The 25,216-nt window shown below is 72.2% G+C and carries 16 protein-coding genes and 1 pseudogene; 9 read left to right on the top strand and 8 right to left on the bottom strand.

The genetic code is table 11. The features are described from left to right. Positions 1-10: 10 nt before the first annotated feature. The 4 genes from AC07DW_RS26075 to pta all read right to left on the bottom strand — a co-directional run bounded on the left by AC07DW_RS26075 (position 11) and on the right by pta (position 9,470). Positions 11-3,856 carry a hypothetical protein gene (locus AC07DW_RS26075; protein ID WP_478860121.1) on the bottom strand — a complete coding sequence of 1,282 codons (3,846 nt, stop codon included), beginning with the start codon at positions 3,854-3,856 and terminating at the stop codon, positions 11-13. Between the two features lie 767 nt (positions 3,857-4,623). Next, positions 4,624-6,054: a pyruvate kinase gene (gene pyk, locus AC07DW_RS26070; RefSeq protein ID WP_478860120.1), complete on the bottom strand. Its 1,431-nt coding sequence runs from the start codon at positions 6,052-6,054 to the stop codon at positions 4,624-4,626. Positions 6,055-6,141: 87 nt separating this feature from the next. Continuing rightward, entirely contained in the window at positions 6,142-7,362 is a 1,221-nt protein-coding gene (locus AC07DW_RS26065; protein ID WP_478860119.1) for an acetate kinase, read from the bottom strand. Positions 7,363-7,391: 29 nt separating this feature from the next. Beyond that, a complete protein-coding gene (gene pta / locus AC07DW_RS26060; protein ID WP_478860118.1) occupies positions 7,392-9,470 on the bottom strand; it encodes a phosphate acetyltransferase in 2,079 nt (692 codons plus the stop codon). A 265-nt stretch (positions 9,471-9,735) separates the two neighbouring features. On the opposite strand from pta, the gene AC07DW_RS26055 reads away from it, so the two are divergent. Then, a complete protein-coding gene (locus tag AC07DW_RS26055) occupies positions 9,736-10,761 on the top strand; it encodes an ATP-dependent 6-phosphofructokinase (RefSeq protein WP_478860117.1) in 1,026 nt (341 codons plus the stop codon). Between the two features lie 170 nt (positions 10,762-10,931). Further along, on the top strand, positions 10,932-11,918 hold the full coding sequence (locus AC07DW_RS26050; RefSeq protein WP_478860116.1) for a helix-turn-helix domain-containing protein: 987 nt from the start codon (positions 10,932-10,934) through the stop codon (positions 11,916-11,918). 3 nt (positions 11,919-11,921) lie between these two features. Here AC07DW_RS26050 and AC07DW_RS26045 read toward each other — a convergent pair whose 3' ends face one another. From AC07DW_RS26045 to AC07DW_RS26035, 3 genes and pseudogenes are all read right to left on the bottom strand, one after another. Continuing rightward, positions 11,922-12,608 (bottom strand): helix-turn-helix domain-containing protein, encoded by a 687-nt coding sequence (locus tag AC07DW_RS26045; RefSeq protein WP_478860115.1) that lies wholly within the window; start codon positions 12,606-12,608, stop codon positions 11,922-11,924. 109 nt (positions 12,609-12,717) lie between these two features. Continuing rightward, a pseudogene (locus tag AC07DW_RS26040) lies at positions 12,718-13,429 on the bottom strand (response regulator). Continuing rightward, on the bottom strand, positions 13,426-15,135 hold the full coding sequence (locus AC07DW_RS26035; protein ID WP_478860114.1) for a sensor histidine kinase: 1,710 nt from the start codon (positions 15,133-15,135) through the stop codon (positions 13,426-13,428). Before AC07DW_RS26035 ends, AC07DW_RS26040 begins: the two are co-directional and overlap by 4 nt. 124 nt (positions 15,136-15,259) lie before the next feature. Here AC07DW_RS26035 and AC07DW_RS26030 point away from each other — a divergent pair, with 124 nt between their 5' ends. Continuing rightward, positions 15,260-16,606 (top strand): cation:dicarboxylate symporter family transporter, encoded by a 1,347-nt coding sequence (locus AC07DW_RS26030; protein WP_478860113.1) that lies wholly within the window; start codon positions 15,260-15,262, stop codon positions 16,604-16,606. Positions 16,607-16,736: 130 nt separating this feature from the next. Continuing rightward, positions 16,737-17,924, top strand: a complete 1,188-nt coding sequence (locus AC07DW_RS26025) for a YncE family protein (RefSeq protein WP_478860112.1) — start codon at positions 16,737-16,739, stop codon at positions 17,922-17,924. A gap of 2 nt (positions 17,925-17,926) precedes the next feature. On the opposite strand, the gene AC07DW_RS26020 is transcribed toward AC07DW_RS26025, so the two are convergent. Further along, positions 17,927-18,526, bottom strand: coding sequence for a TetR/AcrR family transcriptional regulator (locus tag AC07DW_RS26020; RefSeq protein ID WP_478860111.1), 600 nt, complete (start codon positions 18,524-18,526; stop codon positions 17,927-17,929). Between the two features lie 102 nt (positions 18,527-18,628). On the opposite strand from AC07DW_RS26020, the gene AC07DW_RS26015 reads away from it, so the two are divergent. The 5 genes from AC07DW_RS26015 (at position 18,629) to AC07DW_RS25995 (ending at position 25,118) form a co-directional block, all read left to right on the top strand. Further along, positions 18,629-20,248 (top strand): MFS transporter, encoded by a 1,620-nt coding sequence (locus tag AC07DW_RS26015; RefSeq protein ID WP_478860110.1) that lies wholly within the window; start codon positions 18,629-18,631, stop codon positions 20,246-20,248. 217 nt (positions 20,249-20,465) lie between these two features. Then, complete coding sequence (locus tag AC07DW_RS26010; RefSeq protein WP_478860109.1) at positions 20,466-20,855, top strand: MerR family transcriptional regulator; 390 nt, start codon at positions 20,466-20,468, stop codon at positions 20,853-20,855. Next, positions 20,852-21,187 carry a thioredoxin gene (gene trxA / locus AC07DW_RS26005; RefSeq protein ID WP_478860108.1) on the top strand — a complete coding sequence of 112 codons (336 nt, stop codon included), beginning with the start codon at positions 20,852-20,854 and terminating at the stop codon, positions 21,185-21,187. Before AC07DW_RS26010 ends, trxA begins: the two co-directional genes overlap by 4 nt. Before the next feature lie 137 nt (positions 21,188-21,324). Beyond that, positions 21,325-23,547 (top strand): HelD family protein, encoded by a 2,223-nt coding sequence (locus AC07DW_RS26000; protein WP_478860107.1) that lies wholly within the window; start codon positions 21,325-21,327, stop codon positions 23,545-23,547. 293 nt (positions 23,548-23,840) lie between these two features. Continuing rightward, a complete protein-coding gene (locus AC07DW_RS25995; RefSeq protein ID WP_478860106.1) occupies positions 23,841-25,118 on the top strand; it encodes a phospholipase D-like domain-containing protein in 1,278 nt (425 codons plus the stop codon). The last annotated feature ends 98 nt before the right edge of the window (positions 25,119-25,216 follow it).

The raw sequence follows: 25,216 nt of genomic DNA, 5'->3' as shown, positions 1-25,216 counted from the left end.
ATTCCTCGCCCTACTTCGGCAGTTCCAGGTACCGGCCCGAGTGCAGCCAGTCCGACTCGGACTTCTTGTGTGCGTGGATGTAATTCTGCTTGATCACCACGAGGAACCCGGTGTTGGAGTCGTAGGCAACCTTGTTGTTGGTGTCCTTGTCCAGGTGCGTGGCCTTCCCGCGCCACTGCTGGAGGTACTTGGCCATCTTCTCGATATCACGGCCGACGCCCGGGATGTGGTGGTTCGCCGCGTCGCTCGACGTGGACATCATCCGGCGCCACTGGTACTCGATGCCGTCCGCGATGTCCGAGCCATAGCGTTGGTCGATGTCGTCCAGCAGTTCGAAGGGCAGCTCCTCGTCGGGGTCGAGGTCGCAAATGTCCGGGCCGTTCGACGACGCGGCGGCCGCCCTCGCGGAAGAGGCCGTGGTGGCCGAGGCGAACGACGCCGCGACGGACGAACTGCGGTGCACTGCTGGGGCGGCGGACTTCGGCTTGCAGCCCGGGAACTCCGGCTCCTTCTTCGCCTTGTCAATCAGCTTCTTCAACTTGCCGAGGGTGTGCTTCGCCTTCGCCGACTTCTCGAAGAACCCGATGACCCCTGTACTGATCCTCAGGATCGCCTTGCCGAGCGGCAGGATCTTGGAGACCGGGATGGCCATCCCGAGGACGTTGACCAGCGTCCACAGGCAGCCTTCGACGTCACCCTTGGTCAGACAGGCTTTCAGGTCCGGCCAACCGATGTACTCGAGAAGGATCTGCCCGCCGTTCGCCTTGACCCAATCCAGCAAATCCTGGCCCGCCAGCGCGCGGGCGGCCCGGAACTGGTCCACGCACTCCTGGCCGCACAGGCGCATCAAGACGGCCTCGTCATCGGCCGAGAGCGCCGGGCCCACGTCGGGGCTTCCCGCGTCCGCCCGCTGTTCGCGCAGCTTCGCGAGGCGCTCCCGCTCCGCTTCCTCGGCGCGGGTGGCAGCGGCGTCGGCGTCCTGCGCCGCCCCCTGGGCGTTGGTGGCGGCCGTCTCGGCCTTCGTGGCGTCCCGCTCCGCCGTGGTCGCCACGCTCTGCGCGACTGCCGCGTCCTTCTCCGCCGCACCGGCGGCGGAACGGGCGCTCGAAGCGTCGCGCTCGGCGTCGGTGGCCTCGCGGTCGGCCTGCGCCGCGGCCGACTCGGCGTCGGTCGCGGCGGCCGACGCGTAGAAGGCGTCCGTACCGGCCTGGGCGTCGTACTGCTGAGCCCGGGCATCGGCTGCCTTGGCCGCTTCCGCTGCCTTGGTGGCCTCCGCGGCGGAAGCGCGGGCGGCGGCGGCCGACTGAAGAGCCTTCACCGCGTCCGCGGCGGCCGCGGCTGCCGCCTGTGCGGCGATCTTGGCGTCCCCGGCCGCCTTGTCGGCCAGCGCCTTCGCCTCAGCGGCGGCCTTCGATGCCTCGTTCGCCTTGGCCTGGGCGGCCGTGGCCTGCTGCTCGGAGAGCGTCTTGGACGTCTGGCCCACCAGCACGGCGAACGCCGCTGATGTGTCCGTCTCGCGGTAGGGCAAACCCACCGTGATGGCCTCGTTCGCGGCCTTCACCACCGCGTTCGCCGCGTCCCTGGCACCCTGAGCCGCTTGTCCGGCTGCGTAGGCGAAGCCGGCGGTCTTGGCTGCCCAGGCTGCGGTCTTCGCTGCCTCGAGCTTGGCAGCCGTGGCTTCCTGCCGCGCCTTGACCGCCGCGGCCTGGGCCTTCTTCGCCTCCGCCTCGGCGTTGTCGGCGTTGACCTTCGCGGCCGACGCCGCGTCGATGGCATCGGCCGCCGCCGCGTGAGCGGTCGCCGCCGCCGCGCGGGTCCTTTCGTAAGCGGACCAGGAGGCGTCGGCGGCCGAGCGTGACCGCGCGGCCGCCCCCTCCGCCCTCGTGGCCGCCGCGCGCGCGTTCACGGCCGCCGTCGACGCCTCGTTCGCCGCCTTGCGGGCACGGGTCGCCGCACCGGACGCGTCATTGGCGGCGGCACGCGCCTCGGTGGCCGCCTGCCGGGTATCGGCCGCTGCCTCCGTACCGACGGCGGCCGCGGCCGCCGCTTCGAGCGCTGCGGCGCGGGACGCCGTGGCATCGCGGGCGCGCTCGGCGGCGACCGCCCGGTCGCGGGCCTTGTACGCCTCGTTCTCCGCCTGCTGCGCCACCTGCCGTTGCGACGCGGCCGTCGCTCCCGCGGTCTCGGCGGCGGTACGGGCCCGGCCGGCGGCGTCGCGCTCGGTCTGGGCACGCTGCTCGGCGGCCGCAGCCTTCGTTCGCTCGGCGGCTGCGAAGTCCCGCTCGCGCTCGGCGTTGGCCTTCTCGGCCTCCGCGATGGCGCGCTGCTTCTTCGCCTCGGCGGCGCCGGCCTTCGCGGTCTGCTCCGCGGCCTCGGCCGTGGCTTGCGCGTTCTTGGCCTTGGTGGCGTTGGCGGCGGCTTCCTTGGCCTGGGCGTCGGCGGCCGTTGCGGCGGCTTTCGCCTGGGCGGCGGCCTCCTGGGCGGCGGCCTTGCGGAACTCGGTGTTCAGGGCGTGCGCCTGCGTCTGGCTCAGCGCGTAGAGCGCGTTGCTGTTCGCGACGGTGGCCTTGGCCGCGTTGGAGGCGGTCAGGGCCGTCTTGGCGGCGGCCTGGGTGGCGGCGTACGACGCCTTGGCGACCTGGACGGACTGCTGCGCGTACATCAGGCCGCGGCCACGCGGCAGCTTGGCCTGGTCGGCGATCGCCCACGCGGCGGTCTGCTGCGCGTCGGCCTTCTCAGCCGCCGCCTTCGCCCGGGTCACGGCGGCGTTGGCGACGCCCACCTGGGCGGCGGCCGCGGCCTTGGCGGTGTTCAGGTCGGCGGTGGCCTTGGTGAAGACGGCCGGCTTGGGGTAGCCCAGGTCACCCTTGTTGGCGCCCCAGTACTTCTGCCAGAAGAGAATCTGATCTGCCTGCCAAGCCTGACGGATCGCCTCGATCATGGCATCGGTGGCGGTGCGCAGTTCCTTGGCCGCCGCCATTTCGGCGGTGACGATCTCCTTGCGCTGTGCGGCCTGCGACGCGTACTCCGACTCCCACTCCAGGTGGGCCTGGAGAACCACACCGGTCAGCGCGCGGTAGTGGTCGATGGGGTTGGCGCTGTCACATCCGGCCCAGGCGAGCTTCAGCGTCTCGACCTCGGAACGGAATTCGGGGGAGTCCGGTTCCGGAGCCTTCGTCGGGAAGCCACCGAAGCGCAGGAACGTGGCGACGTCATTGGCAGAACCGGGCGTCTCGTTCGGCTTGCCCAGCAACTCGTCGCCCGCGAAGGGCTTGTAAGCGGTCGCCCAGGAGTCGTCCGGCGTCGACAGGGCGTCGAAGACCTGCCGCGCCCTGTCCAGCGACGGCTTGCCCGGCCGGGGCGTGGGGTCGCTCCAGGTCTTGTAGTACAGATCTCGCTGATCGCGAAGGGTGAAGGTGAGGATGTTGCGGCCGAATTCGGGCGCGTGGTAGTCCCGGCCCTCGAACGAGTTCTCTGCCGCGTAGGGCTTGTTCGTGTCGTCCAGCTTGATCTGGCGGGCCCGATACGCGTCCGCGTATGCGTCACCCGACGCCTTGTCCCGGTCCTGGGCGTCGCCGAGGGTGCCGAAGCTCCAGTCGGCGACGACCCGGCGGAGATCGGCGTCCGTTCCCGCGAGTTTGTCGCGGGCGTGGGTCTTCATCTCCGGTCCGCCGTAGTGGACGGCGCGCGCGACCTGGCATCGGTCGCTGCGAGGCATCGCTCCCAGGCTGATGCGCAGGGAGCGTTCCCAGGGGTTCGCCGGGTTGTCGCCCGGCTCGTCGGCGGTGGCCGGGACGGCCGTCACCAGGCCTCCAAGGAGGGCGGCCGTCGTCGCCAGGACAATGCCTGACGTCATGCGTTTCACCGGTCCGGCGCGTCTGCCGCGCCGCTTTGCGGGCGGGGGAACTGTTCGCACTTCGCAGCCTGTCTGCTCGACTTACGGGTCAGCCCAGGGGAGAAGTACGCAAGAGGGCCCCGGGTCGTAGGCGTTGGGGCGTGCCGCGTGGATGCGTGGTGGTCGTACCGGAAGGTGCCGCTGGTCAGTGCGGCGTTCTTGGATGTGCGCGGTTCCGCGCACGGTTCCCCCGCCTTCCCCCCGAAGGCCCGGCGATCATTGCACGCCGGTGGCCGCGAAATAAAGGGTGAATACCCGCCAGTACGACGATGGGCCGCACCCTTCGCGTCCACCACCTGGGCGGCGGTGTCACCAAGGTCGAGAACGCCGGGCGTAGTACTTGAACGCGGATTCCACCCGGCTCCTGGTGAGGACCCCGGCCGACCTGATGGGGTAGATCGTGAAGAACCGGTGGGCAGATGCAGTCGCGAGCATCGGCGGCAGAGGCGCCAGTCACCGTTCAGTTCGAGCCATCGGGGGATGGAGTGCGAACTGCCCCGGGGGAGCACATGGACGTGGAGTGCCGCCGGTGGCGCCCGGTGAGATCGCCGGTGTCATCGAGTACGGGCCCGGAACGGTGACCATCGTGGAACGGGGCCGCGGCTTCAGCCGCGCCCGGAACTCCGCGGGCGAGGAAGTCACCACCTGACGTGAGCGGCCGGGAACAGCGGAGGGCGGTGCCCCGGTTCGCGGGAACCGGAGCACCGCCCTCGCCGCTCAAGAGGCCGTCAGGAGGCGGACTGGCCGCCCAGGTGGTGGACGCGGACCATGTTGGTGGTGCCGGGGACGCCGGGGGGCGAGCCGGCGGTGATGATCATGGTGTCGCCGGCGTTGTAGCGCTGGAGCTTCAGCAGCTCCGCGTCGACGAGGTCGACCATCGCGTCGGTGTTGTCGACGTGGGGCACCACGAAGGACTCGACGCCCCAGCTCAGGGCGAGCTGGTTGCGGGTGGAGACCTCAGTGGTGAAGGCGAGGATCGGCTGCTGCGCGCGGTAGCGGGAGAGGCGGCGCGCGGTGTCGCCCGACTTGGTGAAGGCGATGAGGGCCTTGCCGTCCAGGAAGTCCGCGATCTCGGCGGCCGCGCGGGCGACCGAGCCGCCCTGGGTGCGGGGCTTCTTGCCGGGGACCAGGGGCTGGAGGCCCTTGGAGAGCAGCTCCTCCTCGGCCGCCACGACGATCTTCGACATCGTCTTGACCGTCTCGATCGGGTAGGCGCCGACGGAGGACTCGGCGGACAGCATGACCGCGTCCGCGCCGTCCAGGATCGCGTTGGCGACGTCGGACGCCTCCGCGCGGGTCGGGCGCGAGTTGGTGATCATGGACTCCATCATCTGGGTCGCCACGATCACCGGCTTGGCGTTGCGGCGGCACATCTCGATGAGGCGCTTCTGCACCATCGGCACCCGCTCCAGCGGGTATTCGACGGCCAGGTCGCCGCGGGCCACCATCACACCGTCGAACGCCATCACGACGTCCTGCATGTTCTCGACGGCCTGCGGCTTCTCCACCTTGGCGATGACCGGCACGCGGATGCCGACCTCGTCCATCACCTTGTGGACGTCCTTGACGTCGTCGGCGTTGCGCACGAAGGACAGGGCGACCAGGTCGCAGCCCATCCGCAGCGCGAAGCGCAGGTCCTCGACGTCCTTCTCGGACAGCGCCGGGACGTTCACGGCGGCACCCGGCAGGTTGATGCCCTTGTGGTCGGAGATGACCCCGCCCTCGACGACGATCGACTTGACGCGCATCCCGTCGACCTCGATGACGCGCAGCTCGACGTTGCCGTCGTTGATCAGGATCTGGTCGCCCTTGGAGACGTCGCCGGGCAGGCCCTTGTAGGTGGTGCCGCAGATGGACTTGTCGCCGGGGACGTCCTCCGTGGTGATGGTGAACTCGTCGCCGCGGACCAGTTCGACCGGCCCCTCGGCGAACGTCTCCAGGCGGATCTTGGGGCCCTGGAGGTCGGCGAGGACCCCCACGGCCCGGCCCGTGTCCGCGGCGGCCTGACGGAGACGGTGGTACCGCTCCTCGTGCTCAGCGTGGGATCCGTGGCTCATGTTGAAGCGGGCCACGTTCATACCGGCCTCGATGAGAGCTTTCAGCTGCTCGTACGAGTCGACGGCGGGGCCCAGTGTGCAGACGATTTTGGAACGGCGCATAAGGCGGATCCTATCGGTTTGTTTCACTGCGGAATATTCCGTCTGGTGGAATGTACAAATGGGCGGACCGGCGCTCAATCGTGGGGCTCAATGGGCCGGCGAAGTGACCAGTGAGTAGGTTTGCCGGGCGATTTCCAGCTCCTCGTCCGTCGGCACCACGGCGACCGCCACGCGCGCGTACTCGGGCGAGATCAGCCGGGGCTCACCGGAGCGCACCGCGTTGAGCCCGGCGTCCACCGCCAGGCCCAGCTCCTCCAGGCCGGCGACGGCGGCCTCCCGCACCGGGGCCGCGTTCTCGCCCACACCGGCCGTGAAGACCACCGCGTCGACCCGGCCGAGCACCGCGTAATAGGCGCCGATGTACTTCTTCAGCCGGTGGATGTAAATGTCGAACGCGAGCCGGGCCCGCTCGTCACCCTCGTCGATCCGCCGGCGGATCTCCCGCATGTCATTGTCGCCGCAAAGCCCCACCAATCCGCTCTTCTTGTTCAGCAGGACATCGATCTCATCGGTCGACATTCCGGCCACCCGCTTCAGGTGGAAAACGACCGCCGGATCGATGTCGCCCGAGCGGGTACCCATCACGAGCCCTTCCAAGGGGGTCAGGCCCATCGAGGTGTCCACGCACCGGCCGCCGCGCACCGCCGACGCCGAGGCCCCGTTGCCCAGGTGCAGCACGATCACGTTCACCTCGGCCGGGTCCTTGCCCAGCAGCCCCGCCACCCGGCGGGAGACGTACGCGTGGGACGTGCCGTGGAAGCCGTAGCGGCGGATGCGGTGCGCGTCCGCGGTCTCGACGTCGATGGCGTAGCGCGCCGCGTGCTCCGGCATGGTGGTGTGGAACGCCGTGTCGAACACCGCCACCTGCGGCAGGTCCGGGCGCAGCGCCCGGGCCGTGCGGATGCCGGTGACGTTCGCCGGGTTGTGCAGCGGCGCGACCGGGATCAGCCGCTCGATCTCCGCCAGCACCTCGTCCGTGATCACGGTGGGCGCGGTGAACTTCAGGCCGCCGTGCACCACCCGGTGCCCGATCGCCGCCAGTTCCGGCGAGTCCAGGCCCAGTCGGTCCGCGGCCAGCTCCTCGGCGACCGCCTTCAGCGCCGCCTCGTGGTCGGCGATCGGTGCCGTGCGCTCCCGCCGGGCCGCCCCGTCGCCGGTCAGCGGGGTGTGGACCAGGCGGGAGGTCTCCTCGCCGATCCGCTCGACCAGCCCGACCGCCAGGCGCGCGCCGTCGCGCATGTCGAGGAGCTGGTACTTCACCGACGAGGAGCCGGAGTTGAGGACGAGGACCCGGGTCGGGTTGCTCATGGGTTCGGTGCCTTCTGCCGTACGGGCGGTCATGCGGACGTGGTGGGCTGGGCCTGGATCGCGGTGATCGCGACGGTGTTCACGATGTCGCTGACGAGCGCGCCGCGAGACAGGTCGTTGACCGGCTTGCGCAGGCCCTGGAGGACCGGGCCCACCGCCACGGCGCCGGCCGAGCGCTGGACGGCCTTGTAGGTGTTGTTGCCGGTGTTGAGGTCGGGGAAGATCAGCACGGTCGCCTGGCCGGCGACCTCCGAGCCCGGCAGCTTGGTCGCCGCGACGGACGGCTCGACGGCCGCGTCGTACTGGATCGGGCCCTCGATCTTCAGCTCCGGGTGCGCCTCGCGCACCAGCTTCGTCGCCTCGCGCACCTTGTCGACGTCCGCGCCGGAGCCCGAGGTGCCCGTCGAGTACGACAGCATCGCGATCCGCGGCTCCACGCCGAACCGGGCGGCCGTGGCGGCCGACTGGACGGCGATGTCCGCGAGCTGCTCGGCGTTCGGGTCCGGGTTGACCGCGCAGTCGCCGTACACCAGCACCCGGTCGGCCAGGCACATGAAGAAGACCGAGGAGACGATCGAGGCGTCCGGCTTGGTCTTGATGATCTCGAAGGCCGGCCGGATGGTCGCCGCCGTCGAGTGGACGGAGCCCGACACCATGCCGTCGGCCAGGCCCTCCTGCACCATCAGCGTGCCGAAGTAGTTGACGTCGGACACCACGTCGTACGCCAGCTCCACACTGACGCCCTTGTGGGCGCGCAGCTGGGCGTACCGTTCGGCGAAGCGCTGCCGCAGCTCGCTCGTCGCCGGGTCGATCAGCTGCGTGTGCTTCAGGTCGATGCCGAGGTCGGCGGCCTTCTTGCGGATCGCCTCGACGTCACCCAGCAGCGTCAGCTCGCACACGTCGCGGCGTACGAGGACGTCGGCGGCGCGCAGCACGCGCTCCTCCGTGCCCTCCGGCAGCACCACCCGGCGCCGGTCCGCCCGCGCCTGCTCCAGCAGGTCGTGCTCGAACATCATCGGCGTGACCCGGCCGGTGCGCGCCACCGAGATCCGCTTCAGCAGGTCGCCCGTGTCCACGTGCCGCTCGAACAGCCCGAGCGCGGTCTCGGCCTTGCGGGGCGTCGCCGCGTTCAGCTTGCCCTCCAGCGAGAACAGCTCCGCGGCCGTCGGGAAGCTGTTGCTGTTCACGGAGATCACCGGGGTGCCCGGCGCCAGCCGTCCGGCGAGGGTGAGGATCTCCCTGCTCGGCCGCTCGTTCAGGGTCAGCAGAACGCCCGCGATCGGCGGCGTCCCGGCCGAGTGCGCCGCCAGCGCGCCCACCACCAGGTCGGCGCGGTCGCCGGGGGTGACCACCAGGCAGCCGGGGGTCAGGGCGTTGAGGAAGTTCGGCAGCATGGCACCGCCGAAGACGAAGTCCAGGGCGTCGCGCGCCAGCCCGGAGTCGTCGCCCAGCACCACCTCGGCGCCCAGCGCCTGGGTGATCTGCGCGACCGTGGGGGCGGAGAGCGCCGGCTCGTCGGGGAGCACGTAGCAGGGGACGGGCAGCCGGGCGGCGAGCCGCTCGGCGATCGCCTCGCGGTCCGCGGGCGCCACCCGGTTGGCGACCATGGCGAGGATGTCGCAGCCGAGGCTCTCGTACGCCCGGAACGCGTTGCGCGTCTCGGCGCGGACCGACTCGGCGGTCTGGCCCTTGCCGCCGACCACGGATATCACCGAGGCGCCGAACTCGTTGGCGAGCCGGGCGTTCAGCGCCAGCTCCTCGGGCAGCTGCGTGGCGTGGAAGTCCGTGCCGAGCACCAGTACGACCTCGTAGTCCCGCGCCACCCGGTGGAACCGCTCGACGAGCTGCGCGACCAGCTCGTCGGTGCCCTTCTCGGCCTGGAGGGCGGCCGCCTCCCGGTAGTCCACGCCGTACACGGTGGCCGGGTCCTGGGACAGCCGGTAGCGCGCCCGCAGCAGGTCGAAGAGGCGGTCGGGGCCGTCGTGCACCAGGGGCCGGAACACCCCCACGCGGTCCACCTGGCGGGTGAGGAGCTCCATGACTCCCAGCTCCACGACCTGCCGGCCGTCCCCGCGGTCGATCCCGGTCACGTACACGCTGCGCGCCACGCAAGCTCTCCTGTCGATGGTGAAGGTGAAGATCGGACATCCGGCAAAGGTGTGAACAAAAAACCCCGCAGGGGTGGCCATACCCTCTTGACAATACCTCCGGCGCTGGGTAGGGCGCCCCCCGGGCGTCTGGCCTGCGGAGAGGGGGGAACCCGGGGGCGGGAGGCCCCTCCGGGCGGGCGCCGTGAGCGCGAGCGGCACGCCCGTCGTGGGACAATTCGGTAAGGCTCCCCCCGTACCACTACCGAGCAGGAGACACGGCACGATGCGCATCGGAGTTCTCACCGCAGGCGGCGACTGTCCCGGCCTGAACGCAGTGATCCGGTCGGTCGTGCACCGTGCCATGACCGGCCACGGCGACGAGGTGATCGGCTTCGAGGACGGGTTCAAGGGCCTGCTCGACGGCCACTACCGTCCCCTCGACCTGAACGCGGTCAGCGGCATCCTGGCCCGGGGCGGCACCATCCTCGGTTCCGCCCGCCTGGAGCGCGCGCGGCTCCAGGAGGCCGCCGAGAACTGCGAGGAGCTGCGGGAGCGGTACGGCATCGACGTCCTCATCCCCATCGGCGGCGAGGGCACGCTGACCGCCGCCCGGATGCTGTCCGACGCGGGGATGCCCGTGGTGGGCGTACCGAAGACCATCGACAACGACATCTCCTCCACCGACCGCACCTTCGGGTTCGACACGGCCGTGATGGTGGCGACCGAGGCCATAGACCGCCTCAAGACCACCGCCGAGTCCCACCAGCGGGTGATGGTGGTGGAGGTGATGGGCCGGCACGCCGGCTGGATCGCCCTGGAGTCCGGCATGGCGGGCGGCGCGCACGGCATCTGCCTGCCGGAGCGGCCCTTCGAGGTCGACGACCTGGTGAAGATGGTGGAGGAGCGGTTCGCGCGCGGCAAGAAGTTCGCCGTCATCTGCGTCGCGGAGGGGGCGCACCCGGCGGAGGGCTCGATGGAGTACGCCAAGGGCGCCATCGACCAGTTCGGCCACGAGCGCTTCGAGGGGATCGGCAACCGGCTCGCCACCGAGCTGGAGCGGCGCCTGGGCAAGGAGGCCCGGCCGGTCATCCTCGGCCACGTCCAGCGGGGCGGCGTGCCTACCGCGTACGACCGCGTCCTCGCCACCCGCTTCGGCTGGCACGCGGTCGAGGCGGCGCACCGCGGGGAGTTCGGCAACATGACGGCGCTGCGCGGGACCGACGTGGTGATGGTGCCGCTCGCGGAGGCGGTCACGCGGCTGAAGACGGTGCCCGCGACCCGGATGTACGAGGCGGAGTCGGTGTTCTGACGCCTTTTCTCCCGGTTCGTCCCGGACGGCCCTGACCGCTTCCCGCCGGCGATCAAGGCCGTTTCCCCCTCTTGAGCCGCGTCGTGCGATCGGCAAGGCTTACCGCTGTCCGGGACGGGCTCCGACCGCCTCCCGCCGCGGGGGGTGGTGGGGCGACGCAGGGAGGGCGCATGGCCGACGGGGAGCAGGCCCCCGATCCGCGAGGGGCGCGTGACCCCGCCCGGTTCGTCGAGCGCCTTCAGGCGCTCAAGGACTGGTCGGGCCTGACCTACCGCGAACTGGCGGCCCGCGCGGAGGCGGTCGGCGACGTCCTGCCCCGCTCGACCGTGGCGAACATGCTCGCCCGCCCCTCGGTGCCCCGCGAGGAACTGCTCCGGGCGTTCGTCCGCGCGTGCGGCGCCGGGCCCGAGGCCCTGGAGGTCTGGCTGGCCGTGCGCGAGGAGCTGGCGGCACGGGGGAGTCACGGCGGTACGGACGGCCCGGCCCTCTCCTGGCCGGGAGCCCCGCGGGGCGGCGGGGGCGCCGGCCGGGGGGACGGCGGCGGGGACGGCGAGGGCGCCGGCCCGGGGGCGGCCGGGTGGCGGCGGCTCGCCGTGCTGGTGCCGGCCGTCCTCACCCTGGTGGTCGCCCTCCTCACGGTCGTGGCGTTCCTGCGGGGCGACGGCGACGGCGCGCACCGGGCGCCGGACGCCGGGGTGACCGCGCCGGCCGCCGGGCCGGTGCGGGTGCGCGCCGTGCACTCGGGGCTGTGCCTCAACGAGCGGCGGGGGCAGCGGAGCGGACAGGTGTACCAGGTGCCGTGCGCCGGGGCGGTCGTGCCGCGCTACTCCCTGGTGCCGCTGGACGGCGGCCTGTGGGCGCTGCACTCCGACCACCCGGACTTCGGACCGGGCTGTGCCGGGATCCCCGTCGAGTCCGGGCGGCAGGACGGGGCGCCCCTGGTGGACCAGGAGTGCGGCCGCCGGGGCCCGCGCGAGTCGTTCCGCGTCGAGCCCGTCACCGGCCCCCACGACGGTTACCGCGTCCGGCCGGCCCACTCGGGGCTGTGCCTGGAGGTACGGGACGGCGCGGCCGAACCCTGGGCGGAGGTCGTCCAGCGGGCGTGCGACGACACCGGTGCCGGGCAGGTGTTCAGCTTCGACCGGCGCCCGGCATAGGGGTCACAGCCGGGCCAGCTCCCAGAAGTGCTCGACCACCCGCGCCAGGTACTGCCGGCCCGCCTCGCCGCCGCTGTCACCGGTCACGTCCGAGCCCCAGCTGTTCGTCGCCACCATCCGTGACTGGTAGTCCGCGTACAGCCGCTGGAGCACGTGCTCCAGGTGCCGGCGGTCCATCGGCAGCAGCTTCGCCGCCGGTTTGACGTACGCCTGCCAGCGCGTCGTCGCCGCGCTGCGCAGCAGGTCCGCCAGCTCCTCGTCGCGGCCGGTCGCCGTGATCAGCTCGCGCGGGCCGAGGGACAGCGCCTCCGCGAGGGCGGCGGTCTGCCGCTCGTTGCCGCGCCAGCGGCCGGACTCCTCCATGCGGAGGTACGCCTTGGTGTCGAGGCCGACGCGGCGGGCGAGGTCCTCCGGCGCGATGGCCCGCGCGATGCGGTGCTCGCGCAGCGTGGTGGCGGCGGCGAGCAGCTCGCCGGGCGAGCACCACAGGACCCCGGCGAGGGCGGTGAGCTCCCGTGCGTCGGGGGCGGAGACGCCGCGCTCCCAGGCGACGACCGTCTCGGGCGGTACGCCGAGGCCGTACTGGGCCCGCAGCCCGTAGGCCACGTGGGCGGGAGCCATTCCCAGCGCCTCACGCAGTCGGCGCGCGGCGAGGGCGTTGAACGGTGGGGACGGGGGAGAGGGGTGCACGCCGCACACCGTAGGAGCGGAGGGTCACCTTTGGCTACGGTCGGTTCGCCCAAGGCCAAATGTCGTAGGAACGTCCAGAAGCGCCGCTCCTGCCCTACCTGTCGGTAATTTACCCCGGTCCGCCCGCCGTCGGGGAGACGATCCAGCGGTATTGCAGCTCCGGGCGGGCCCACCTGGCCGTACTGCGGGCTGCGCTCGGCCCGCCCGGACGCGACGAGGTGCTCCAGGTAGCGCCGGGCGGTGATCCGCGAGATGCCGACCGCCGCCCCCGCCTCGGTCGCCGTCAGCCCGGTGGCCGACTCGCGCAGGGTGCGGGTGACGGCGGTCAGCGTCGGGGCGCTGAGGCCCTTGGGCAGGGCGGCGGGCTGCGGGGTGCGCAGCGCGGCGAGCGCCCGGTCGACCTCCTCCTGGCCCGACGCCTCCCCGGCGGCGGCGCGGAACTCGGCGTACCGGGTCAGGCGGTCGCGCAGGGTGGCGAAGGTGAACGGCTTCAGCACGTACTGGACCACGCCCAGCGAGACGCCCTCGCGGACGATCGCCAGGTCGCGGGCGGAGGTGACCGCGATGACGTCGGCGTGGTGGCCGGCGGCCCGCAGCGACCGCAGCAGGTGCAGGCCGTGCCCGTCGGGCAGGTACAGGTCGAGCAGGATCAGGTCGACGGCCGTCCGTTCCAGCAGGCGTACGGCGGCGGCCCGCGAGTGGGCCACCCCGACGACGGTGAAGCCCGTCACCCGGCCCGCGTACAGCGCGTGGGCGTCCGCCGCGACCGGATCGTCCTCCACCACCAGGACCCGGATGGCCGCCCCGGGTGCCGCGGTCACGGCGCCACCCCGGCGCCCCGCCCGGCCCCGCCCGGCGCGGGTTCCGGCACGTGGCCCGGGGCCCGGCCCGCATCGGCGGGCCCCGCCGCCGCGCCCGGCGCGGTACGGACCCGGCCCGCCCCGGCCAGCGGCAGGCGGACGGTGAACTCCGCGCCCCCGTCGGGCCCCTGGCCCAGCTCGACGGTGCCCCGCGCCCGGTGCGCGGTCTGGCGGACGAGGGCGAGCCCCAGGCCCCGGCCCGGGCCGCGGGTCGACCAGCCGCGCTCGAAGACGGCCTCGTGGTCGTCCGGGCCGACGCCGGGGCCGGAGTCGGCGACGCGCAGCAGCAGTTCGCCGGCGTCCTCGTCCGCCCGCGCGGTCACCGTGACCCGCGGGACGGCGGTGCCGCGGGCGGCCTCCAGCGCGTTGTCGATCAGGTTGCCCAGCATCGTCACCAGGTCGCGCGCCGACAGCGACGGCGGCAGGACACCGTCGTCGATCCGGCTGTCCTCCGTCAGCACCAGCTCCACGCCCCGCTCGTTCGCCCGGGCCGCCTTGCCCAGGAGCAGGGCGGCCAGCACCGGCTCGGCCACCGCGTCGACCACCCGGTCCGTCAGCACCTGCGCCAGCTCCAGCTCGGCCGTCGCGAACCCGACCGCCTCCTCCACGCGACCCAGTTCGATCAGCGACACCACCGTGTGCAGCCGGTTCGCCGCCTCGTGCGCCTGCGACCGCAGCGCCTGGGTGAACCCGCGCTCCGAGTCCAGCTCGCCCGACAGCGCCTGCAACTCCGTGTGGTCCCGCAGCGTCACCACCGTCCCGCGCCGTTCCCCGCCCACCACCGGCCGGGTGGACACCACCAGCACGCGGTCGGCCGTCAGGTGCAGCTCGTCCACCCGCGGCTCGGCGGAGAGCAGCGCGCCGGTGAGCGACGGCGGCAGCCCGAGCTCCGCGACCGACGCGCCCACCGCCCCGGAGCCCAGGCCCAGCAACTCCCGCGCCCCGTCGTTGATCAGCGCGATCCGCCGCCGCCCGTCCAGCATCACCAGGCCCTCGCGCACCGCGTGCAGCGCGGCCTCGTGGTAGTCGTGCAGCCGGCTCAGCTCGGCGGCGTTCATCCCGTGCGTGTGCCGCCGCAGTCGCGCGTTGATCACGTACGTACCGGCGCCGCCGAGCGCCAGGGCCGCGCCCGCCATTCCGAGCAGCGCGGTGACCTGCCCCCGCAGCTGCGCGCTGATCCGGTCGACGGTGATGCCCGCGCTGACGAGGGCGACGACGCGGCCGCGGTCGTACACCGGCGCGACGGTCCGCACCGAGCGCCCCAGCGTTCCCCGGTACGTCTCGGAGTACGTCTCGCCGCGCCGGGCGGCGCCGATGTGCCCCAGGTACCTGCCGCCGATCTCCTCCGGCTGCGGATGCGTCCAGCGCGTCCCGTCCGGCGACATGATCGTCACGAAGGTCACCCCCGGCTCGCCGACCAGTGAGACGGCGTACGGCTGGAGGGTGGCGGTCGGGTCCTTGGAGCGCGCCGCGGCCACGACCGCCGGGGAGCGGGCGACCGCCGTCGCGGTCGCCGTCGTCTGCCGGCGCGCGGTCTCCTCGGCCTGGCCGCGGTCGTCGGCGTACGCGAACAGGGCGCATCCGGCCACGACGGCGGCGACCAGCACGACCTGCATGGCGAAGAGCTGGCCGGCGAGGCTGCGGGGGCGGGCGTGCGAGATGCGCATGGGCCAAGTCTGCCTGTCCGAAAATGTGTGAACGAAAGGTACGCAACGGTGACCGCCGTCACAAGGTGAGAGATGGTCTCGGGGATCCACAGGGACAGTGGAGCGACTCACCGAGGAGGACCCCGTGGCCGCACGACGGGACCGTACCCACTATCTGTATCTGGCCGTCATCGCGGCGGTCGTGCTCGGCATCGCCGTGGGCTTCGCCGCCCCCGGGGTGGCCGTCGAGCTGAAGCCCCTGGGTACCGGCTTCGTGAACCTGATCAAGATGATGATCTCCCCGATCATCTTCTGCACGATCGTGCTGGGCGTCGGCTCGGTCCGCAAGGCCGCCAAGGTCGGCGCGGTCGGCGGACTGGCCCTGGGCTACTTCATGGTCATGTCGACCGTCGCCCTCGCCATCGGCCTGGTCGTCGGCAACCTGCTGGAGCCCGGTTCGAGCCTGCGCCTCACCGACGAGGTCGCCGCCGCGGGCGAGAAGCAGGCGTCGGGCGCCGGCGAGGGCACCGCCGACTTCCTCCTCGGGATCATCCCCAAGACCCTGGTCTCCGCCTTCACCGAGGGCGAGGTCCTCCAGACCCTGCTGGTCGCGCTGCTCGCGGGCTTCGCGCTCCAGGCCATGGGCAGGTCCGGCGAACCGGTGCTGCGCGGCATCGGGCACATCCAGCGCCTGGTCTTCCGCATCCTCGCGATGATCATGTGGGCCGCCCCGGTGGGCGCGTTCGGCGCCATCGCCGCCGTGGTGGGCGAGACCGGTGTCGACGCGCTGAAGTCGCTCGCCGTGATCATGATCGGTTTCTACCTCACCTGCGCCGTGTTCGTCTTCGTCGTGCTGGGCACGCTGCTGCGGCTGGTGGCGGGCGTGAACATCCTGACGCTGCTGAGGTACCTGGGCCGGGAGTTCCTGCTGATCCTGTCCACCTCGTCCTCCGAGTCCGCGCTGCCGCGCCTGATCGCGAAGATGGAGCACCTGGGCGTGAGCAAGCCCGTCGTCGGCATCACCGTGCCGACCGGCTACTCCTTCAACCTGGACGGCACCGCCATCTACCTGACCATGGCGTCCCTCTTCGTCGCCGAGGCGATGGGCGACCCGCTCTCGGTCGGTGAGCAGATCTCGCTCCTGGTCTTCATGATCATCGCTTCGAAGGGCGCGGCCGGTGTGACCGGCGCCGGGCTGGCCACGCTGGCCGGCGGCCTCCAGTCGCACCGCCCCGAACTGGTCGACGGCGTGGGCCTGATCGTCGGCATCGACCGCTTCATGAGCGAGGCCCGCGCGCTGACCAACTTCGCGGGCAACGCGGTCGCCACCGTCCTCGTCGGCACCTGGACCAAGGAGATCGACAAGGCGCGGGTCGCCGAAGTCCTGGCCGGGAAGGTGCCGTTCGACGAGAAGACCCTGGTCGACGACCACGCCCCGGCGGCGGACGACGCCGACGACCTCCCCGAGCCGCGCGAGCCCGCCAGGGTCTGACGTACGGACGGGACGACCGGACCGCGCGGGAGGCCGCCCTCCGCGCGGTTCGGCCGTTCCCGCCCGTACCGCCGGTAACAGGAACGTGTCATCGTAGGAGCACTTCTGGCATGTGCATGAAGGGACCCCCATGACGCGTCTTCCCGCACTGCTCGCGCTCACCCTGACGCTCGCCCTCGGCTCGGTCACCGCCTCCGCCGCCGAGGAGCCCCGGACCGCCCTGCGCGACGTCGTCGTCGTCGGCAACAGCGCCGACGGCACGGTGAGCTTCATCGACGCCCGTACGTACGAGAACCTCGGCTCCCTCGACGTCGTCCCCGACCTCGACGCGATCCTCGCCGGCATGGACCCGATCCGCCGGGCCGCCTACGAGATCGTCAAACAGCAGGCGGGCGGCGACAAGTTCGTCGACGACGCCCACCTGTCGCCCGACGGCCGCACCCTGTACGTCTCCCGGGGCAACCTCGGGGACGCCGCCGCCTACGACATCGTCTCCGGCCGCCAGCTGTGGCGCACCCATCTCGACGGGCTCAAGGCCGACCACGCCGCCCTCTCCCCGGACGGCCGCACCTTCGTGGTCTCCGCCATCACGGCCGCCAAGGCCCAGGCGCTGGACGCCGCGACCGGCCGTGTCACGGGGGAGTTCGCGACCGGCACCTACCCGCACGAGAACATGTACTCGGCGGACGGCAGCCGCATCTACAACATGTCGATCGGCATCACCTCCTTCCCCAAGGCCCTCAACGCGCTCAAGGGCACCAAGCAGGTCACCGTCGCCGATGCCACCACGCTGAAGGTGCTGCGGAAGTACACCTTCGACAGGGGGGTGCGCCCGGCCGTGATCACGCCCGACGGCAGGACGATGTACGCCCAGCTGTCCTACCTCAACGGCTTCATCGAGTACGACCTCGAAGCCGGGCGCACCGTACGCACGGTCGAGATGCCGTTCAGCGCGGCGGGCGCGGCCCTGAAGGCCGACGACTACCCGCAGAACTCCGCCCACCACGGCATGGCCATGAACGGCGCGAACGACAAGCTCTGCGTGGCGGGCACCATCGACGACTACACGGCCGTCGTCTCCCGCCCCGGCCTGACCACCGACGGGTTCGTCCACTACGAGCAGGGCGCCCTGCCCTACTGGTCCCTGACCGGCCCCGGCGGCGACCACTGCTTCGTGACGCTCTCCCAGCGCGACGAGGTCTCGGTCGTCGACTACCGCACGGCCAGGGAGGTCGCCCGGGTGAAGGTGGGCGACTTCCCGCAGCGCGAGCGGGCGGGGAAGGTGGCGGCGGACGCCCTGTCCGGGCTGGACCGCTGAGCTCACGCCTCCAGCGACGCCACCAGCTCCGCCGCCCGCCCCGCGGGCATCCCCGCCGAGATCAGCATCGTCTGCGCGGCGGACCGGCCGGCCCGGTCCGCCGCGAGGGCGCCCGCGTTGACGGCCTCCATCAGCCCGAACAGCACCTGCTCGTGCACGTAGGCGAGGGCGGCGGCGGACAGCGGGGAGGCGAACACACCCGCCTCCAGCCCCCGCCGGAGCACCGCCGCGCAGGCCTCGCGCACCGGCGTGAGCCGCTCCCGGATGCCCTCCATCGTGACGCTGCGCTGGGCGAGCGCCACCAGGAGCCGGTAGCGGTCGGCGATCTCCCACACCGCGAGCGTGGCCCGGGCCAGCGCCTCCGCCGGGTCGTCCACACCCTCGCGGCCGCTCTCGTGCGCCCGGGCCACCGACTCGACCGCGCTGTCGACGAGGGCGGCGATCAGCGCCTCCCGGCTGGGGAAGTGTCCGTAGACGGTCCGGCGCACCACGCCGGCCGCACGCGCGATCTGGTCCATGGAGGCGTCCGGGTCGCGCAGCAGCTCGGTGAGGGCCACCTGCTCGATGCGGCGCCGGTTGGCATCGGCTCGTCCAGAAGTCACGCCCTCATTTTGCACATGACTGTGCAGTCGCGTAACTTGCACAGCAGTGTGTAATTGCACACCTCTGTGCAAGAGAGCGTCGTCGGAAGGGTGGAACAAGCCATGCGTCTCGTCATGAACGAGCCGGTGGAGAGGATGGAGCAGCCGTACGCCAAGCGCTGGTGGGCACTGCTCGTGCTGTGCCTGAGTCTGTTGATCATCGTGATGGCGAACACCGCCCTCACCGTCGCCGCACCCGACATGACCCAGGACCTCGGGCTGACCAGCTCCGACCTCCAGTGGGTCATCGACGGCTACACCGTCCCGTACGCCGCGCTGATGCTGCTGCTCGGCGCGATCGGCGACAAGTACAGCCGGCGCGGCGCGCTCGTCCTGGGCCTGGTCGTCTTCGGCGCGGGCTCGGTCGCCGGCTCGCTCGTCGACTCCTCCACCGGGGTCATAGCCGCCCGGGCGGTGATGGGTGTCGGCGCGGCCATGATCATGCCCGCCACCCTGTCGCTGCTCGCCGCGACCTTCCCGCGCGCCGAGCGCGCCAAGGCCATCGTGCTGTGGACGGCCACCGCGGGTCTCGCCATCGCCGCCGGGCCGCTGGTCGCGGGCGCGCTGCTGGAGAACCACGGCTGGGCGTCCACGTTCCTGATCAACGTCCCGGTCGCCGCCCTCGCGATCGTCGGCGCCCTCACCCTCGTGCCGCCGTCGAAGGCCGCCCGGCACGGACGCATCGACTACGTCGGCGGGCTGCTGTCCGTCGTGTGGACCGGCGCGCTCGTCTACATGATCATCCAGGGGCCGCACTTCGGCTGGGACGCCAAGGCCGTCGGGGCGGCGGTCGTCGCGGGCGCCGGGCTCATCGCCTTCGTCGCCTGGGAACTGCGCCACCCGCGCCCGGTGCTGGACGTCCGCCGCTTCCTGAACCGCGGCTTCGCCGGCTCCAACCTGGCCGTGGCACTGTTCTTCCTCGCCGTCTTCGGCGCCTTCTACTACCTCACGCAGCACCTGCAGTTCGTGCTCGGGTACGACCCGTTCGACACGGGCGTGCGGATGCTGCCGCTGGCCGGCGCGGTGTTCGTCGGCTCGGCCCTGACCGGCTTCCTCACCCCGCGCCTCGGCATGAAGGTCACGGTCACGGCCGGCATGGCCCTGGGTACGCTCGCCCTCGCGCTGCTGACGCGGGTGGACGCGGCCTCGGCGTACGGGGACTTCGTCGCCCCGCTGGTCATCCTGGGCGTTGCGATCGGCCTCGCGCTGTCCCCGTGCACCGACGCCATCATGGGCGCGTTCCCCGAGTCGGAGCTGGGCGTCGGCGGCGCCGTCAACGACACGTCGCTGGAGCTGGGCGGCTCGCTGGGCATCGCGCTGCTCGGCTCGGTGCTGGCCTCCTCCTACTCCTCGCACCTCGCCGACGCCGCGCACGGCACGGGGCTGCCGGCCGCCGCCCTGGAGACGGCCCAGGACTCGGTGGGCGCCGGGTACGCCGTGGCCCAGGGCGTCGCCGACAAGGCCGCCCACGCCACCGCCCCGGAGCAGGCCGCCCAACTGGCCGAGGGTGCCCGGCGGATGACCGAGGCCGTCGGCTCGGCCTTCTCCGACGCGGTCGCCCACACCAGCCTTGTCGGCGCGGCGATCCTGGCCGTCGGCACGGTCCTGGTGGCCGTCCTCCTGCCGGGCCGCACGGCGCGTGCGGAGGCGCGGACCGAGGCCCGCGAGCCCGAAGCGGTCTGAGCCCCCGCGGGGCCGGGTCCGTGACGTGCCGCCGGGGGGCGGCACGTCACGGACCCGGTGCTTCCGGCTCCCGTCCTCGCTCGTCCACCGGCCGGGCAGCCGTCCCGGCCACGCGGCGCCGGGCCGCCGTCACCGGTGCTCCCGCGAACCGCTGCCGCTCCGGCGTCCCCCGAACCGCTGTTGCCTTGACGTCCACGTCAAGCAATACCGTCGGGGCATGCGAATCGGCGAGCTGGCGAAGCGCGCGGGTACGACCACCCGCACCCTGCGCTACTACGAGTCCCGTGGCCTGCTGCGCGCCAGGCGCGCGGAGAACGGCTACCGCACGTACGGCGAGGAGGATCTGCGGCTGCTCCAGCAGATACGGACCCTCCAGGACTTCGGGTTCGAGCTGGAGGAGACCCGCCCGTTCGTCGACTGCCTGCGCGCCGGTCATCCGGCCGGGGACGCGTGTCCCGCATCGCTCGACGTCTACCGGCGCAAGCTCGACGAGCTGGACGGCCTGATCGGCCAGTTGCGGTCGGTACGCGCGGAAGTCGCGGCCCGGCTCGCGCTGGCGACCGGATCGCCCGAACCCCGCTGTCAATTCGAGAGGACGACGGAATGATCCACGCCCACGGAGTGCCCGAGGTGACGGACGCGGACTTCGACGCCGAGGTCCTGTCCGCCGACCGCCCGGTGCTGGTCGAGTTCACGGCCGACTGGTGCGGCCCCTGCCGCCAGCTCGCCCCGGTGCTGAGCGCGGTCGCCGAGGAGGAGGCCGACCGTCTGAAGGTCGTCCAGATCGACGCCGACAGCAACCCCGGGACCGTGACGCGCTACGGCGTGCTGTCCATGCCGACCCTGCTGGTCTTCCGGGCCGGTGAGCCGGTGAAGGCGATGGTCGGCGCCCGCCCCAAGCGGCGCCTCCTCCAGGAGCTGGAAGACGTGCTGGCCTGACCGGCCCGACAAGAAAGAACGCCCCGGTCGATTGACGACCGGGGCGTTTCTTCGCGTATATTGAGATATTCGTGTGCGGACAGAAAAGAGCGCACACGGAAGTTCAATAAACGCACTGTATCGCGTCAGGAGTCGGATTGTCAACCGAGGAATATCGGAAAGAGCAGCAATTCATCAATGAGCTCTACGCGCGACTCGACCACCTGCGCGACCAGGCCGAAACCGCCGTCGCGGCCGCCCTCAAGGACGCGGGGACCGGATTCCAGGCGCGGCTGGAGCGCGATGTACTGGTAGCCGAGCAGTCCGGGCTGCTGGCCGCGTTCGACGCGGGCGAGAACGGGCTGTGTTTCGGGCGGCTCGAATTCCGGGACGGCCGAGACCACCACATCGGGCGCATCGGCATTCGCGAGGACGACGAGGAGCGCACCCCGCTCGTCGTCGACTGGCGCGCCGAGGTGGCCCGGCCGTTCTACCTCGCCACCGGGTACGAGCCCATGGGGCTACGCCGCCGGCGCCACATCACCACCAAGGGGCGCGACGTCACCGCCCTGCACGACGAGATCCTCGACCTCACCGACACCACCCGCACCGGACACGAGGGCCGCGACGCCGACGAGGTCCTGCTCGCCGCGCTCGACGCCGCCCGCACCGGGCGCATGAGCGACATCGTCCAGACCATCCAGGCCGAGCAGGACCGCGTCATCCGCGCCCCGCACCAGGGCGTCCTCGTCGTCGAGGGCGGCCCCGGCACCGGCAAGACCGCCGTCGCGCTGCACCGCGCCGCGTACCTGCTCTACGCGTACCGCGAGCAACTCGCCCGCCGCGCCGTCCTCGTCGTCGGCCCGAACCCGGCCTTCCTCGGCTACATCGGCGAGGTCCTGCCCGCGCTGGGCGAGACCGGCGTCCTGCTGGCCACCATGGGCGAGCTGTTCCCCGGGGTGCGTGCCACCGGCACCGAGACCCCCGAGGCCGCCGAGATCAAGGGTCGCGCGAGCATGGCCGACGTCCTCGTCCGCGTCCTGCGCGACCGGCAGACCGTGCCGCCCACCGACGCGCCCCTGGAGATCGACCACGACGACTACGGCACCCTCCTGCTCGACCGGAACATGGCCGAGGACGCCCGCTGGGACGCCCGCGGCACCGGCCTGCCGCACAACCTCGCCCGCCCGCGCTTCGCGTTCCGGATCATCGACGCGCTCACCGACCAGCTCGCCGAGCGGCTCGGCGCCGACCCCTTCGGCGGGCCCAACCTCCTCGACCCCGCCGACATCACCCAGATGCGCAAGGAGATCGCCGCGAGCCCCCACGTCCACGCCGCGATCGAGGAACTCTGGCCCACGCTCACCCCGCAGGAACTCGTCGGCGCGTTCCTCGCCGCCCCCGACGGCTACCTCCCGGACGGCGAGGCCGAGTTCGTCCGCAGGGCGGAAGGACCCTGGACCGAGTCCGACGTACCGCTCCTCGACGAGGCCGCCGAACTGATCGGCGAGGACGACACCGCCGCCCGCGCCGCCGCCGAGCGGGAGCGCAGCGCCCGGATCGCCTACGCCCAGGGCGTGCTGGACGTCAGCTACGCCTCCCGGACGTACGAGTTCGAGGACGAGGAGTCCGAGGTGCTCGGCGCCCACGACATCATCGACGCCGAGCGGTTCGCCGAGCGCCACGAGGAGGCCGACCACCGCAGCGCCGCCGAGCGCGCCGCCGCCGACCGCACCTGGGCGTTCGGGCACGTCATCGTCGACGAGGCGCAGGAGCTGTCCGCCATGGCGTGGCGCCTGCTGATGCGCCGCGTCCCCACCCGCTCGATGACGCTCGTCGGCGACCCGGCCCAGACCGGCGACGCGGCCGGCTGCGGCTCCTGGCAGGACATCCTCGGGCCCTACGTCGGCGACCGCTTCGCGCACGTGCGCCTCGGTGTCAACTACCGCACGCCCGCCGAGATCATGGAGGTCGCGGCGGCGGTGCGCCGCGCCGAGGACCCGGACTTCACCCCGCCCCGCTCGGTGCGCTCCACGGGCGTGGCCCCCTGGGAGACGACCACGACCGACCTGGCGGCCGAGGTCGCCGGCGCGGTACGCCGCGAACGGCCCGCCGAGGGGCGGCTGGCGGTCATCGCCCCGGCGGGCCGGCTCGCGGCCATCGGCCAGGCCCTGCCCGGAGCCACGCACGGCCCCGACCCCGACCTCACCCGGCCGGTCGTCCTGCTGGAGCCCCGGCAGGCGAAGGGCCTGGAGTTCGACACGGTGATCGTCGCCGACCCGGACGGCATCCGCTCCGGCGGCCCGCACGGTGTCAACGACCTGTACGTGGCGCTGACCCGCGCCACCCAGCGGCTGGGGGTGATCCGGGTCGGCGGATGAGAAGGAGGCCGGCGCGGGGGTCACCCGCGCACGGCCGCCGGTCCACCCGTAGCGAGGGCGACCACCGCGCACGTGACCGGGTGGCAGCCCGGTGAAGCGGTGGGGCGGGACCGGCTGGGCCGCCCTGACGGACGGTCATCGTCCGACGGTGGCCGCGGTGCACGCCGGCCGGCCGCTCGCCTGGCCCCGCCCCACGCCGATCTGACAAGATCCCTCCCCGTCGCAGCCGCGGCACACGAACGCGTGGACGGATGCCCAGGTCAGGGCCGTTCGAGCCACCAGGGAGGGACTCGATGCGCTTCGCATCCCTGTGCAGATCACCCAGGATCGCCGCCGTACTCAGTACGGTTCTGCTGATCGCGGGGCTCCAGTTGACGGGAGCGTCACCGGCCGCCGCCGCGGTGGCCGAGGGGCCGGTCTTCAACAAGCCGACCGGCACGGTGGCCGAGCAGAAGGCGATACGTACGCAACTGCTGACGTACATCGGCACCGCCGCCCCGGCGTCGGACATCAAGGTCGCGATGTACCACCTGTGGGACGAGGGCGTCGCCCGGGCCCTGGCCGACGCGCACACGAACCGCGGGGTCAACGTGCAGGTGATGCTCGATTCCACCAGCGCCGCCTCGACCACGGACACCTCGTACGCCATTCTGGAGAGCGCCCTCGGCACCGACCGGACGCGACCGTCCTTCGTCGGCACGTGCCCGCAGAAGCGGTCCTGCCTCGGTGACCCCGACGCTCTGACCAGCAACGGCATCAACCACAACAAGTTCTGGCTGTTCTCGCAGGTCGACGGCGCCGCCAACCTGGTGGTGCAGAGCTCCTCGAACATGTCACCGTCGGCCTACAGCCGCATGTGGAACAACGCCTTCGTGCTGCCGTCCAACGCGCCCCTGTACACCGCGTACGCGAACTACTTCGCGAAGCTGAAGGGGATGGACTGGCAGAGCTGGTCCTACAGCACCACCACGTCCAGCCCGTTCAAGGCGTACTTCTTCCCGTACCCGGGCTCGGGGAACACACAGGACACCATCTGGAACGTCCTCGACAACGTGACCTGCAAGTACACCTCCGGAGGGGTGGCCAGGCAGACGAAGGTCCGCGTCGCCGTACTCAAGATCACGAGGCAGGGGGTGGCCCAGAAGCTGACGGATCTGCAGCGGGCCGGCTGCTCGGTCGAGGTCGTGTACGCGGAGGCCGACAGCCTCGCCGGCAGCGGCGGCACGTCGACCGGCACCTGGGAGGCGCTGCACGCCTCGGGCGGTCCCAGCGTGCGGTGCCACAACTGGGACGAGGACGGGGACCCGAGCACCACCAACTCGGTGATCCACTCCAAGTACCTGCTGATCGACGGCATGTACGACGGCACGGCCAACAAGGTGCTGTGGACCGGCAGTCACAACTACTCCGGGCCCGCGCTCCGGGAGAACGACGAGGCGCTGCTCAAGGTCGACGTCACCGCGTACCACGACGCCTACGTCGCCAACTTCGACCAGGTGAGGACCGCCGCCGTGCCCGGCACCGCCGACGCCACCGACGAGTGCATGGGCGTCAAGAGGACGGCGGACTGATCACATGAGCGCCACCGCGGCGGGCCACCCGGCCGCGTGAGCGGCTGAGGCGGCGGCGCGGAGCCCGGGAAGGCCGGTCATGACGGTGATCGTCACCC

Source organism: Streptomyces sp. NPDC045701 (genome assembly GCF_056432045.1).
The sequence above is the reverse complement of the archived record's forward strand: the minus strand, read 5'-3'. Positions and strand labels throughout refer to the sequence as shown.

Coding starts and splice junctions, on each gene's coding strand:
- AC07DW_RS26075 (WP_478860121.1), bottom strand. CDS start 3,856: ATGACGTCAGGCATTGTCCTGGCGACGACGGCCGCCCTCCTTGGAGGC.
- pyk (WP_478860120.1), bottom strand. CDS start 6,054: ATGCGCCGTTCCAAAATCGTCTGCACACTGGGCCCCGCCGTCGACTCG.
- AC07DW_RS26065 (WP_478860119.1), bottom strand. CDS start 7,362: ATGAGCAACCCGACCCGGGTCCTCGTCCTCAACTCCGGCTCCTCGTCG.
- AC07DW_RS26055 (WP_478860117.1), top strand. CDS start 9,736: ATGCGCATCGGAGTTCTCACCGCAGGCGGCGACTGTCCCGGCCTGAAC.
- AC07DW_RS26050 (WP_478860116.1), top strand. CDS start 10,932: ATGGCCGACGGGGAGCAGGCCCCCGATCCGCGAGGGGCGCGTGACCCC.
- AC07DW_RS26035 (WP_478860114.1), bottom strand. CDS start 15,135: ATGCGCATCTCGCACGCCCGCCCCCGCAGCCTCGCCGGCCAGCTCTTC.
- AC07DW_RS26025 (WP_478860112.1), top strand. CDS start 16,737: ATGACGCGTCTTCCCGCACTGCTCGCGCTCACCCTGACGCTCGCCCTC.
- AC07DW_RS26015 (WP_478860110.1), top strand. CDS start 18,629: ATGCGTCTCGTCATGAACGAGCCGGTGGAGAGGATGGAGCAGCCGTAC.
- AC07DW_RS26010 (WP_478860109.1), top strand. CDS start 20,466: ATGCGAATCGGCGAGCTGGCGAAGCGCGCGGGTACGACCACCCGCACC.
- trxA (WP_478860108.1), top strand. CDS start 20,852: ATGATCCACGCCCACGGAGTGCCCGAGGTGACGGACGCGGACTTCGAC.
- AC07DW_RS25995 (WP_478860106.1), top strand. CDS start 23,841: ATGCGCTTCGCATCCCTGTGCAGATCACCCAGGATCGCCGCCGTACTC.